Source organism: Acidovorax sp. NB1, assembly GCF_005405905.1.
Classification (GTDB): domain Bacteria; phylum Pseudomonadota; class Gammaproteobacteria; order Burkholderiales; family Burkholderiaceae_C; genus Acidovorax.
In genome coordinates, this window is sequence record NZ_BJHU01000006.1 from 81,334 (window position 1) to 92,602 (window position 11,269).

The 11,269-nt window shown below is 66.4% G+C and carries 12 protein-coding genes; 6 read left to right on the top strand and 6 right to left on the bottom strand.

The window, feature by feature from the left end:
• Nucleotides 1–9 precede the first annotated feature (9 nt).
• Nucleotides 10–693, top strand: a complete 684-nt coding sequence (locus AvAM_RS03225; RefSeq protein WP_137745727.1) for a hypothetical protein — start codon at nucleotides 10–12, stop codon at nucleotides 691–693.
• A 44-nt stretch (nucleotides 694–737) separates the two neighbouring features.
• Nucleotides 738–1,304, top strand: coding sequence for a hypothetical protein (locus AvAM_RS03230; RefSeq protein WP_137745728.1), 567 nt, complete (start codon nucleotides 738–740; stop codon nucleotides 1,302–1,304).
• A 126-nt stretch (nucleotides 1,305–1,430) separates the two neighbouring features.
• On the opposite strand, the gene AvAM_RS03235 is transcribed toward AvAM_RS03230, so the two are convergent.
• Both AvAM_RS03235 and soxR read right to left on the bottom strand, forming a co-directional pair.
• Nucleotides 1,431–2,453: an OmpA family protein gene (locus AvAM_RS03235; protein WP_137745729.1), complete on the bottom strand. Its 1,023-nt coding sequence runs from the start codon at nucleotides 2,451–2,453 to the stop codon at nucleotides 1,431–1,433.
• A gap of 166 nt (nucleotides 2,454–2,619) precedes the next feature.
• Nucleotides 2,620–3,081: a redox-sensitive transcriptional activator SoxR gene (gene soxR / locus AvAM_RS03240; protein ID WP_137745742.1), complete on the bottom strand. Its 462-nt coding sequence runs from the start codon at nucleotides 3,079–3,081 to the stop codon at nucleotides 2,620–2,622.
• A 199-nt stretch (nucleotides 3,082–3,280) separates the two neighbouring features.
• On the opposite strand from soxR, the gene AvAM_RS03245 reads away from it, so the two are divergent.
• Nucleotides 3,281–3,730 carry a RidA family protein gene (locus tag AvAM_RS03245; RefSeq protein ID WP_137745730.1) on the top strand — a complete coding sequence of 150 codons (450 nt, stop codon included), beginning with the start codon at nucleotides 3,281–3,283 and terminating at the stop codon, nucleotides 3,728–3,730.
• A 134-nt stretch (nucleotides 3,731–3,864) separates the two neighbouring features.
• On the top strand, nucleotides 3,865–4,008 hold the full coding sequence (locus AvAM_RS25590; protein WP_171012126.1) for a hypothetical protein: 144 nt from the start codon (nucleotides 3,865–3,867) through the stop codon (nucleotides 4,006–4,008).
• Nucleotides 4,009–4,232: 224 nt separating this feature from the next.
• Here the strand turns inward: AvAM_RS25590 and AvAM_RS03250 are convergent, their stop codons facing one another.
• Entirely contained in the window at nucleotides 4,233–6,524 is a 2,292-nt protein-coding gene (locus AvAM_RS03250) for a bifunctional diguanylate cyclase/phosphodiesterase (protein ID WP_137745731.1), read from the bottom strand.
• Nucleotides 6,525–6,667: 143 nt separating this feature from the next.
• Nucleotides 6,668–7,648 (bottom strand): ribosome biogenesis GTPase YlqF, encoded by a 981-nt coding sequence (gene ylqF / locus AvAM_RS03255; RefSeq protein WP_137745732.1) that lies wholly within the window; start codon nucleotides 7,646–7,648, stop codon nucleotides 6,668–6,670.
• A gap of 95 nt (nucleotides 7,649–7,743) precedes the next feature.
• Here ylqF and AvAM_RS03260 point away from each other — a divergent pair, with 95 nt between their 5' ends.
• Nucleotides 7,744–7,995 carry a hypothetical protein gene (locus tag AvAM_RS03260; RefSeq protein WP_137745733.1) on the top strand — a complete coding sequence of 84 codons (252 nt, stop codon included), beginning with the start codon at nucleotides 7,744–7,746 and terminating at the stop codon, nucleotides 7,993–7,995.
• The gene (locus AvAM_RS03265; RefSeq protein WP_249367910.1) at nucleotides 7,992–8,234 is read left to right on the top strand and encodes an oxidoreductase-like domain-containing protein; all 243 of its coding nucleotides are present in this window, start codon (nucleotides 7,992–7,994) and stop codon (nucleotides 8,232–8,234) included. Before AvAM_RS03260 ends, AvAM_RS03265 begins: the two co-directional genes overlap by 4 nt.
• Nucleotides 8,235–8,318: 84 nt before the next feature.
• Here AvAM_RS03265 and gshA read toward each other — a convergent pair whose 3' ends face one another.
• Together gshA and AvAM_RS03275 are read right to left on the bottom strand one after the other, a co-directional pair.
• Complete coding sequence (gene gshA / locus AvAM_RS03270; RefSeq protein ID WP_137745734.1) at nucleotides 8,319–9,845, bottom strand: glutamate--cysteine ligase; 1,527 nt, start codon at nucleotides 9,843–9,845, stop codon at nucleotides 8,319–8,321.
• Between the two features lie 71 nt (nucleotides 9,846–9,916).
• Complete coding sequence (locus tag AvAM_RS03275; protein ID WP_137745735.1) at nucleotides 9,917–10,825, bottom strand: SDR family NAD(P)-dependent oxidoreductase; 909 nt, start codon at nucleotides 10,823–10,825, stop codon at nucleotides 9,917–9,919.
• Nucleotides 10,826–11,269 lie beyond the last annotated feature (444 nt).

The window sequence follows — 11,269 nt, forward strand, 5'->3', positions numbered from 1 at the left end:
GAGCAACCCTTGTCCAGAACATCCAGCATCGGCCATGCTTGTGTCGTGGGTTCTGCGGTTCGCGTGGCGCGAGGCCTCGGGAGCCGAAATCTCCTTTGGCCCACCCTGCTTCTTGCGTCCACGCAGGTCGCGCTCGCCCAGGACTGCGTCAGAATCGCCTGCGGTCAGGCCGACGGCTGCGAAGTCTCCCCCTCTCGACTCACGGCAGCGCTTCCGCCGGGCTTGGACATCCGGTCGATCAGGGGCAACACCAAGATTGCCACCCACGGCGAGGCGGCGCTGCTGGAGTGCCGCCCAGCGAGTCGCCTTGCGGCTGCAGTGTCCGCAGACCGGGCGAGCATCTATGGTGCTGTACAGGTGACAGGCAAGCTCCACGCGTCTGGCATCCTTCGGTTCGAGCCAAACGACGGCGGCGAGTTGGAGTTCCGCCCGGGCAAGGAGACGCTCCGAACCGGTGGACATTTCTTCAAGACAAACTTCGCACGCATCAAGCTGGATGAAGCGCAACCGCCCATGAAAATCGCACCACCCCAGAGCCTTGCCACCGCCAACTGCTGGCAGGCACATGCCAAAGTGGAGCTGTCAGATTTCTCCGTTCTGATCGGAGACACCTCGGCTGCTGGCACCTATGCGCGGCAAGCACGCATCACCCAGGCCAGTGGCTTCACCCAATGCACCTGGGGCGGAAAATGAAGCACAGCCCGTTAGATTCAACACAGGCCATAAGAGCAACACGAATGAACCACAGGATCTTGGTGCTGCTCATGTTCATGCTTTCAGGTGCAGGAGCAACCTACGCCGCCGACTCCAGGAATCAAGCCTTCGATCAGACTTTCGCCTACTGCCGCGATGTTGACGGGTACTTGGTCACCCCGCCGGAATGGAAACAAGCGCAGGCTCCGCAAGAGATTTCGGCAAGCAACAGCTTTTCGCCCCTGCCGGACGCACTATTGCGGCAACTCAAACTCAAAGGGAATGTGATCCCTCCAGCGACCGCCCAACAGATGGCGCTGACGGTCGCAACGCTGAAGCCGCCGAACCACGGAAAAGTGAAGGACCTGACACCCCCTGACCAGCGGTATGAGAGCCACCTTCCGGGTGGAAAGAAAACCTCCTTTCCGCCCGGAACCACGTCCTACCACTACACCTTCATGCCCGACCTCGGGTATCTGGGAAAGGACCAGGTGGTCTATGAGATTCGCGCAAATGGCAAGCGCTACCAGGTGATCGTCAACTTTCTGGTCGTGCCTGCCGTCAGCGACAAAGGCCCGTCGCAATGCGCTTCCGAGAAGTTCGGCCAATGACAACCAGCCTCTAGATTGAGGGACCCAGTGTCGCTACCGCTACAAGCCCTCCCAGCGGATAGCGCGAGCCTCCCATTCAGTCCCCGCCCCCGCCTGCGACTACCCCGCCGCTTACCATTCGCCCCCTTACTGCAGCACCAGCTCCACCCGCCGATTCTTCGCCCTGCCTTCATCGCTGCTGTTGCTCGCCACGGGCGCGAGTGACGCCACCCCGTTGCCCACCAGGCGGTTCGCGGCAAGGCCGTAGTCCTTGGCCAGCGCCGCGGCCACGGCGTCGGCGCGGCGCTTGGAGAGGGCCAGGTTGCTGTCAAAGCTGCCCACGCTGTCGGTGTGGCCCACCACATGCAGTTTGACGGTGGGCTCGGCCTTCAGGAAGGCAGCAATCTGCTCCAGCGAGGGCTTGGACTCGGGCTTCACATCGGCCTTGCCGGTGTCGAACAGGATGCCGTAGATGGCGACCTTGCCGCTCACGGTGATGGACTTGCTGATGTCGGACGCGCTGACCACCACCATGTTCTGCTCCATAGCCTTGGTCTCCAGGATGTCCACGGCGATGTAGGCGCCTTGTTTGGACTTGTAGGTGGCGTCTTCCTTGGGCCAGTCAATGGCGACCAGGCGCACGGTGGTGTTGGCCTTCTGGAAGGTGCCGGTGCGCACGGTGCTGGCGTCGGCGGCGTACATCACGTATTCGCTGCGGTTGTTCTTGATGTTGTCGCGCTGGCCGCTGCTGAAATTGGCCAGAAAGTTGGTGTAGCTGCCCGCAGCGCTGTCGCGGGTGGAGTCGTACAGCACCGCAAAGCCGCTGGCCACGAGGTCGTTGGCATAGTTTCGGTACAGTTCCAGCGACCGGGTGGCGCCCGGGGCCTCGTACCACAGGCGGGTGAGCTTGCCTTCGAGCGCCAGCGGGGGCTGCACATAGCGCCGCTTGTTGGCCTGCAGGTCGAACTCCTTGAAGGTGGAAGTCTGGAACTCCACGGAGTCGAAGTTGCGCACTTCGTAGCCGACGATGGTGCTGCCGCCAAAGCGTTTCACGGCCGGGTGGTCCTTGGCACCGGGCAGGTCTTGCGCAGTGGCCGGTGCCTGGCTGGCCAGGGCCACAAAGCCAAGGCACAGCGATGCGCCCCATTGGCGGAACAATGTCTTGATCATGAATGCTCTCCGGTGGACTGCATGGTTGCAAGCTGACGCCGCCCCCGCGCTGCGCTGCAGCTGCAGCTGCCGGGCGGGCCGCAGCCATGATAGGGGAGGCTCCGGCAGCGCACCACCCTGCGCGCGTGCACGCGGCAGCGGCTGCCCGCGCCTTTTGCGCAAAACGTCACGGATTGGCGCAGGCCTTGTCGCACCCGCCGAAGTGCGGGCCCGGTCCTTCCTGGGCCAGCGTGTCCTGCGCATTGCGCAGGGGGCAGACCTTGAGCGACAGGCAGCCGCAACCGATGCAGCCATCCAGCTGGTCGCGCAGCGCGGTCAGTGTGCGGATGCGCTCATCGAGGTCGCTGCGCCAGCGCGCTGACAGGCGCCGCCAGTCGGCCACCGTGGGTGTGCGGCCTGCGGGCAGTGCCTGCAAGGCTTCGGCGATGGCGGCCAGCGGCACGCCCATGCGCTGGGCCACCTTGATCACGGCCACGCGCCGCAGCACCGAGCGCGGATACCGGCGCTGGTTGCCCGCGTTGCGCACGCTGGCGATGAGCCCGCGCGATTCGTAGAAGTGCAGCGCCGACACGGCCACGCCGCTGCGGCTGGCGACCTCGCCCACCGACAGGTCGGCTTGTCCGTCCATGGCCAGGCCCGTGGTACCGAGGGGTTTTTTGGCTGGTTTCACAACATCTCCTTGGTGGTGATTCATCAGGGGCATTGACCTCAATATAACTTGAGGTTGAACAATCCCGCACACCCGCCGGGAACACCTTTGCAAGGCTCCCGCGCGGCGCACCGGCTTTGCGCCGGGCCTGTTCCACACCCTTCCAGACTTTTGCACCATGCTCCTCGACTCCCCACCGCCCCTGCTTTCGGCCCCGACCACTTCCGCCCTCCAGTTCATCAACCCGCCCGGCCTGTACGACCCGCGCGCCAATGGCTACACGCATGTGGTGGTGGCCCCAGCGCAAGGCCGCACGGTGTATGTGGCGGGCCAGGGGGGAGAAAACGCGGCGGGCCAGTTGCCGCCCGGGTTTGGCGATCAGGTGCACCAGGCGCTGGCCAACCTGCGCACGGCCCTGGCGGCTGCGGGTGCCAGCGTGCATGACGTGGCCAAGCTCACCGTGCTGGTGGTAGGCCACACCGAGCAGCGGCTGGCACTGTTCAGCCAGGCCGTGCGCGGCCTGTGGCCCGATGGCGCGGCACCGGCGTGCACGCTGATCCCCGTGCCTCGCCTCGCGTTGGATGGCATGCTGATCGAGGTGGAGGCCACGGCCGTCCTGCGGGCATGAACCTGGTGCGGGCCCAGCGGGTGGAAAGGTTGCAGCACCCGGCAGCCATGCCCGCCCCGCAAGCAACGGCACCGCAGGTTTGTGCCGTACGATGCGGCATGGTCCCATCCCGGGATTGATTTCAAGGAAGCCCCATGGCCAAAGGTGAACAACGCAGCAACAAGATGGCAAAAAAACCCAAGAAGGACACCTCGCCTCCCAAGGAACACGGGGGCTCCGACCGCCCCATGGCGCCCATCACCAGCGTGATCCCCAAGGGCAAGGACAAAAACAAGTAGCCCGTCTGCCGGGCGCAGGGAACGTGAGGGGCGCCGGGGGAGCACAAGTGCAATTGCAAGTGCACGTGGCGCGCAGACAGGACACAGGAAACGCTATAAACAATATAGCAACAAACCTTTTTCCATTACGCGCAAACGGCAATTTTTACTGGTATTTTTGAGGCGCAGCGCTGTGCCTCGCCCCACACCCCGTGCTCATCCGCGCCATGCCCAGCGCCTGCACGTCACCCCGTGCGCAGCGCCTCGGCGGGCACCAGGCGGGCCAGCCACTGCGTGTCGGGCTCGGGTCGGCCAAAGAGATAGCCCTGGTACACGATCTCTGGCGCGCGCTGGCTCAGGAAGTCGGCCTGGGCCTGGGTCTCCACCCCTTCGGCCACCACGCGCAGGCCGAAGTGGCGCGCCACCGACAGGATGCCCTCCACCAGCACGCCGTCGTCGGCATTGGTGGGTGCGTCGTGCACAAACGAGCGGTCGATCTTGATCTCCTGGATCGGCAGGCGCTTGAGGTAGGCCAGCGATGAATAGCCCGTGCCAAAGTCGTCCAGCGAGATGTCCACCCCCAGCACGGCCAGCTCGCGCATCTTGGCCACGGTGTCGTCAAAATCCTCGATCACCAGCCCTTCGGTCACCTCCAGCGTGAGCAGCCGGGGGTCGGCCCCCGTGGAGGCCAGCAGCGATCGCACCTGCGGCACAAAACCCGACTGCCGGAACTGGCGGGCACTGAGGTTGACCGACAGCCGCAGCCGCCGCTCGTGAAACGCAGGCTGCGCCAGCAGCCCGCAGGCATGGGCCAGCACCCATTCGCCCAGGCTCACGATGAGGTCCGACTCCTCCGCGATGGGGATGAACACGCCCGGCGGCACCAGGCCATCGCGCGGGTGCTGCCAGCGCACCAACACCTCGGCGCCGGTGAGCTGGCCGTCCACGTTGACCTGCGACTGCAGGTGCAGGCGCAGCTCGCCCGCTCCGATTGCATGGCGCAACTCGCGCTCCAGCCGAAAGCGCTGCTCGGCCGCCTCGCCCATGCCCTGTTCAAAAAACGCGGCCCGCCCGCCGCCCGCCTGCTTGGCGCGGTGCAAGGCCATGCCCGCACGCCGCAGCGCGTCGTGTGCGCCGTCACCAGCCGTTTGCGGGTAGAGGGTGATGCCCACGCTGGCCCCGAGCTGGGCGTCCTGCGCGTCGCCCTCCAGGCGCAGCGGGCGCAGCAAGGCGCTCTGCAGCTTGTCTGCAAAGGCCAGCGCGTGGCGGCCTGCCAGCGAGACATCCACCCCCAGGCCATGCAGCAGCAGGGCAAACTCATCGCCCGCCACGCGCACCAGCAGGCTCTGGGCGGGCAGGATCTCGGACAGGCGCAAGGCCACGGCGCACAGCAGGCGATCGCCCATCTCGCTGCCGCGTGCGTCGTTGAAGGTGGTGAAACGGTCCAGGTCCAGCAGCAGCAGCGCGTGGTGTGTGGTGGGGGGCCGGCCCGTGCGCCCATGCAGGGCCTGCAGCCGTTCCATCAGCGTGGAGCGGTTGGGCAGGCCGGTGAGGCTGTCGAAATGCGCGAGGCGGTGAATTTCGTCGGCCGCACGCTTGCGTTCGGTGATGTCCTGCTTGAGTTCCACATAGTGGCTCACGCGGCCGTCGGGCTGGCGGATGGGCGCCACCACCACCGACTCGATCATGGACTGCCCGTCCTTGCGGTAGTTGACCTGCTCACCCGCCCAGCTGTCGCCCCGCGCCAGGGTGGAGCGCAGGCCCTCGCGCTGTGCGGGCGCCAGGCCGTTGCTGGAATACTCGGCCGATGCGCGGCCCACCACTTCGTCACGCTCGTAGCCCGTGCGGCGCACAAAGGCCTCGTTCACGTACTCGATATCTTCCCGCAGGTCGGTGATGACGATGGCCTCCGGGCTCTGCTCCACAGCGCGCAGCAGCTTGCGCAGCGAGGCCTCGCTGGCCGCAAGGTTGGCAGCGGTCTGCTGCGCCTCGCGCACGCGGCTCATGTAGTTGCGGCGCGAGAGCAGCGTGGCCGCCGCCGTGAGCACCAGGATGCCCGCCAGATACACCGCCCCGGCCACGCGGTTGGCCACCTGCACCGGCTTGAACATGCCCTGGACATCGGCCCAGATAAAACCCAGAAACAGCAGCGCCGTGAGCACCACCAGGGTGATCGTGGCACGCACCCCCAGCAGCCAGCCCGCCAGCACGATGATGACGGGATAGTTGAGCAGGTTGGGGCCGTTGACGCCACCATTGCGGGCAGCCACCAGCGACACCGAGACCCACACGCCCCACACCAGCAAGTGGGTGGCCAGCGTCCAGCGCCGCGAACGCGCCAGCAGCAGTGTCGTCCCACCGACCAGACCCGCCACAAAGTTGAGCGCCACGCGCGCCGGCTGCACGGGTTCATCCCACAGCAGCAGCAATCCGATGGCAAACCCCAGCAGCATCACGGCCCAGCCCGCCACCCGCACCAGGTGGCGCGTTGTGGCGTCTTCATGGTCAGGCAACGGAACAGCAGAGGCTTCGGCCATGGCAACGGGAGGTAGGGGGAAGAACCCATCCTAACCGCAGCTTTCGCAAACGCCTACCAGCAAAATGCCAGCGGCGGCGCGCCTGCAACACAGCACAGGGGCCTGCCGGAGCCCGTGACGGGGGCCCAGCAGAGGCGGCGGGATCAGTCCGCGCTGCCGTCGCCACTGCCCGGAGCGGGCTCGCGCACCCCCGAGCCTTTGCCCTTGGCCTTGGCGCGCGCGTCCTTCTTGGCCTGGCGTTTGGCGTCTTCGGCCAGGCCGGCGGCGCGCCAGGCTTCAAATTCGGCAGGGGTTTCCAGCGTGATGCGGCCCAGGATGGCCGAACGGAAGTCGGTCATCACGATCTCGGCGGTTTTCTGCAGGTTGACGCGCCCCCCGCCCAGCATGGCGCCGCGTTTTTTGCCAATGGCTGCGAGCAGCTCGTCGTCCTGCATGGTGGCCATGGCACCTGCGGGCAGGCCGAGCTTGTAGCGCGCCTCCAGCAGCGGTGCGTAGTGCGCCTGCAGGCGGCGCAGCAGCTCCAGCGCCACCAGTTCCTCGTCATACGCGTTGCGGCCCACGGCGCCACTGGCGGCCAGGTTGTAGCCGCTTTCGGGCACGATGATGCGCGGCCACAGCATGCCGGGCGTGTCCCACAAATAGAAGTCGTCGGCCAGGGTGATGCGCTGCTCCAGCTTGGTGATGCCCGCCTCGTCGCCCGTCTTGGCCTGGCGCTTGTTGCTGAGCGTGTTGATGAGCGTGGACTTGCCCACATTGGGCACGCCGCAGATCAGCACCCGCATGGGCTTGGCCATGCCGCCCCGGTTGGGCGACAGCAGATGGCAGGCATCGATGAGCTTGCGCGCGGGCGCGGCGTCGGACGCATCGAGTGGGAAGGCACGCGTGTCGCTCTGGGCGTTGTACCAGTCCACCCACAGCGCGGTGCGCTCGGGGTCGGCCACATCCTGCTTGTTGAGCACCTTGAGCGTGGGCTTGTGGCCCGTGATCTCGGCCAGCAGCGGGTTGGCGCTGGAGCCAGGCAGGCGGGCGTCCAGCACCTCGATCACCACATCAATGTCCTTGATGCGTTCGGTGATCGCTTTCTTGGTCAGGTGCATGTGACCGGGAAACCACTGGATGGCCATGATGCTGGGGTACTTTCTTGTGTTTTTAAGACTGTCGGAGGGTGGCAAGGATAATCGCGCTCTTTGCCGCCCCTCGCTACCGCGTTCTTTCTGCCATGCCCGCACCTACCGACAAACCCCGCAACACCGCCGCCCGCCAGGCCGACAAGGAGCTGCTGTTCAAGGGCGTGACCTGCGCCCTGATTGGCCTGGTCATCCTGCTCGCGCCCTATGTCGCCCGCTCGGACAGCGTGCGCGAACTGATGGCGCAGGCCACGCTGGTGGGCTGGTTTGCGCTGGTGCTGGGCATTGCATTCGGGGTGCTGTACGGCGTGCGCCGCGCGCAGGCCGGGCGCCGCCAGCCGTGACACCGACTGTGGTGCCCGACGCCTTCACGGCCCCACCCCGCGCTGTGGACGGCGCCTCGGCCCAGGCCGTGTTTGCCGCCCTTCAGCAGCGCGCCGAAGCACTCGGCATCACACTGCGCACCCCACCGCCCGAGCCCACCACGTGCTGTGGCCGGGGCTGCAATGGCTGCGTGTGGGAGGGTTTTCTGGACGCAGCCGACTACTGGCGGCAGGAAGCCCTGCTGCAGCTTTCAGACTGAAAAATCAAGCCAAAATGGCCACCACCGCCTGATGGAAAAGCGCGAACAGCTATCAAATCAGGAGCAAGCCACCCACAGCGCGCGTCAACCCAGCTCTTTCACGGCCATGTACTGCTCGCGCCAGGCCTCGAAAGGCAGAGTGTCGGCCGCCTCGATGGCCTTCTGCGCGGCGATGGACTCGGCCGCCATGGCCACGTAGCGGGCCTGCTGCTCGGCTGTCCAGGGCAAGCCCAGCAGCGCATCGCGCGCAGCCATGGACTGCTGGCGTGCAAAGCTCTCAAAGCTGTGCTGGTGCGCCTGCACGATGCTGTCCAGCACGCGGGCCGACGGGGTGCGCCCGGGCGCGGCCATCAGGGCCCGCGCTTCGCGCAGGGCAGCGCTGTAGTCGCCACTGCCGTGGGCAGCATCCAGCGCGGCGGCCAGCGGTTCGCAGGCGGCCAGCACCTCGGTGCCCCAGTCGGTCAGGGCCACCTTCTGGCCGTTGCGCGTCAGCTGCAGACCGGGCTCGCGGCCCCGTTCGGCCGTGAGGTGCTGGTTCTGTTTGAGTTCGGCAATCTCGGCCGGGGTGTCGGGGGGGCTGTCGGACAGCAGACAGTGCAGCAAAAACACGTCCAGCAGGCGCATGGTGGAGGCCGTGATGCCCACGGGCACGAACGGGTCCAGGTCCATCAGGCGCACTTCCACGTATTCGACACCGCGCTCGCGCAGCGCATGCAGCGGGCGCTCGCCGGTGCGCACGGTGCGCTTGGGGCGGATCGTGCCGTAGAACTCGTTCTCGATCTGCAGCAGGCTGGTGCCCAGCTGGTTGTAGTCGCCCCCCGGGTTGCGCACGCCCACGGTTTCGTAGGCCGGATAGGGCTTGGTCAGCGCCTCGTGCAGCGAATTGGCGTAGCCCGTGAGGCCGTTGTAGCTCACGGCCAGCGTGGCCTGGGCATCGCTCTGGTAGCCCAGGCGGCCCATGCGCAGCGAGGTGGCGTGCGGCAGGTACAGCGCGCTGCCGCCTTCCATCTGCTGCAGGCGGTGCTCGCGCCCTTCCACAAAACAAGGGCATAGCGCAGGCGACGCGCCAAACAGGTACAGCAGCACAAACGCGTGGCGGCGGAAGTTGCGGATGAGCGAGAAATACTGCTCGCTCGTCACGCCCGGCAACGACCAGTTGTAGTGAATGCCCGAAATCGTCTGCATGCGCCGCCCGTAGCGGTGGCCCAGGCCCATGCGGTACACGCTTTTGGCACGCCCCACGTTGGAGCTGCCGTAGCGGCCGATCGGAATGGTCTCGTCGGTCGGCAGGCCGCAGGGCATGCTCGACGCCCAAAGCAGCTCGCCGCCGCTGTCCCGCAGGGTGTGGTGCACAAACTGGTGCACCTCGGTCAGCTCATCCAGGCAGGCCAGCACGCCCTTGTGGGCGCCGGTGATGAGTTCGAGCTGCGACTCGCTGTAGTCGGTGGTGATCAGCGGGTGCGTGAGCGCCGAGCCCAGCGCCAGCGGGTGCGGGGTGAGGGCCAGGCCGCCCGTGGGCAGCACCCTGAGGCCTTCCTTTTCGATGCCGCGGCGAATCCCTCCCAGGGCATCCGCCGGGTAGGCGGCCAGTCTCTCGTGCAGTTTGCTCATATGTTTATACCGATCCAACTTCTGTCGGCCCGGAACTTAGCACGTTGAGCGCTGGCCCGCCTTTGGGGAAATCAAGCCCTTGCGGCCAAAGCGCGTCCAACCTCGTTGGTTCCTTGGGCTGCGCCACTTTGTGGTACTTGCTCGCCCGCACGCTCGGTCACTTCGGCCAGGCGGGCCGCCAGCTGCTCGGGCACGTCGGCGCCGATCCCCAGGTGGATGCCCTGCGTGAGGGTGATGTGGGCGGCCTCAAACGTGCCCGCGCCCGCACACAGGATGGTGCGCGTGGGCGCGCTTTCGTGTGCCAGCACCAGCATGGCGGGCACCACGGCCTCGGGCTTCAGGGCGTCGAGCACCTCCTGGGGCATCAGGCCTTCGGTCATGCGCGTGGCTGCCGTGGGGGCCAGGGCGTTCACGCGGATGTTGTTCTTGGCGCCTTCGATGGCCAGCGTCTGCATCAGCCCCACCTGGGCCAGCTTGGCCGCGCCGTAGTTGGCCTGGCCAAAGTTGCCATACAGACCGGTGGACGAGGTCGTCATCACGATGCGGCCATATTGCTGCGCCACCATGTGGGCCCACACGGCCTTGCAGCAGTTGGCGGCACCCATCAGGTGCACCTGCACCACAAGGTTGAAGTCGGCCATGTCCATCTTGGCAAACGACTTGTCGCGCAGGATGCCGGCGTTGTTGACCAGGATGTCCACCCGGCCCCAGGCATCGATGGCCTGCTGCACCATGGCCTCGACGGCTGCGAAGTCGGTGACGGACGCGCCATTGGCCAGCGCTTCGCCGCCTGCGGCCCGGATCTCATCGACCACGGCCTGCGCTGCGCCCACCGTGGCGCCGCTGCCATCCACCGCGCCGCCCAGGTCATTGACCAGCACTTTGGCGCCGCGCGCGGCCAGTGCCAGCGCGTGCTGGCGGCCCAGTCCACCACCGGCACCGGTGACGATGGCCACGCGGCCTTGGAAGTCGATACCCATGTGAGCTTCTCCTGATTGGTTGGTTGTGTGTGTAGAACGCAAGGGGTGCCGCAGGGGCACGCTGCGCGGGGGACTTTAAGCGAGATGGGGGGTGGGGGTGGTTGCGCAGGTGACTGGGGGGCTTGCTTTGGGTGTTGGGTGTTGGGTGTTGGGTGTTGGGTGTTGGGTGTTGGGTGTTGGGTGTTGGGTGTTGGGTGTTGGGTGTTGGGTGTGGCGGTGTGCTTGTGCTGAGGGCGGAGGCCGGGGTGTGCGCCCGGCGGCGCAGTAACTTTCTCTTGCCTCGCCTGTACGGACCGGACACATGGGAAACAGGTGTGCGGGGACATGGGAAACACTTCTCCTTGGCAGAACCTGCCCAGGAGAAACCTATGCCCTGGCAACCGAGATCTCTCATGAGTACCAAACAAGAGTTCGTTCAACTGGCAATGCACGATGGCGCCAACC

Excerpts from the sequence above, each read along its gene's own strand:
- AvAM_RS25590 (WP_171012126.1), top strand. The coding sequence starts at position 3,865 with ATGGCCAAAGGTGAACAACGCAGCAACAAGATGGCAAAAAAACCCAAG.
- AvAM_RS03275 (WP_137745735.1), bottom strand. The coding sequence starts at position 10,825 with ATGGGTATCGACTTCCAAGGCCGCGTGGCCATCGTCACCGGTGCCGGT.
- AvAM_RS03245 (WP_137745730.1), top strand. The coding sequence starts at position 3,281 with ATGCTCCTCGACTCCCCACCGCCCCTGCTTTCGGCCCCGACCACTTCC.
- ylqF (WP_137745732.1), bottom strand. The coding sequence starts at position 7,648 with ATGGCCATCCAGTGGTTTCCCGGTCACATGCACCTGACCAAGAAAGCG.
- AvAM_RS03250 (WP_137745731.1), bottom strand. The coding sequence starts at position 6,524 with ATGGCCGAAGCCTCTGCTGTTCCGTTGCCTGACCATGAAGACGCCACA.
- AvAM_RS03235 (WP_137745729.1), bottom strand. The coding sequence starts at position 2,453 with ATGATCAAGACATTGTTCCGCCAATGGGGCGCATCGCTGTGCCTTGGC.
- soxR (WP_137745742.1), bottom strand. The coding sequence starts at position 3,081 with ATGGACGGACAAGCCGACCTGTCGGTGGGCGAGGTCGCCAGCCGCAGC.
- AvAM_RS03230 (WP_137745728.1), top strand. The coding sequence starts at position 738 with ATGAACCACAGGATCTTGGTGCTGCTCATGTTCATGCTTTCAGGTGCA.
- gshA (WP_137745734.1), bottom strand. The coding sequence starts at position 9,845 with ATGAGCAAACTGCACGAGAGACTGGCCGCCTACCCGGCGGATGCCCTG.
- AvAM_RS03260 (WP_137745733.1), top strand. The coding sequence starts at position 7,744 with ATGCCCGCACCTACCGACAAACCCCGCAACACCGCCGCCCGCCAGGCC.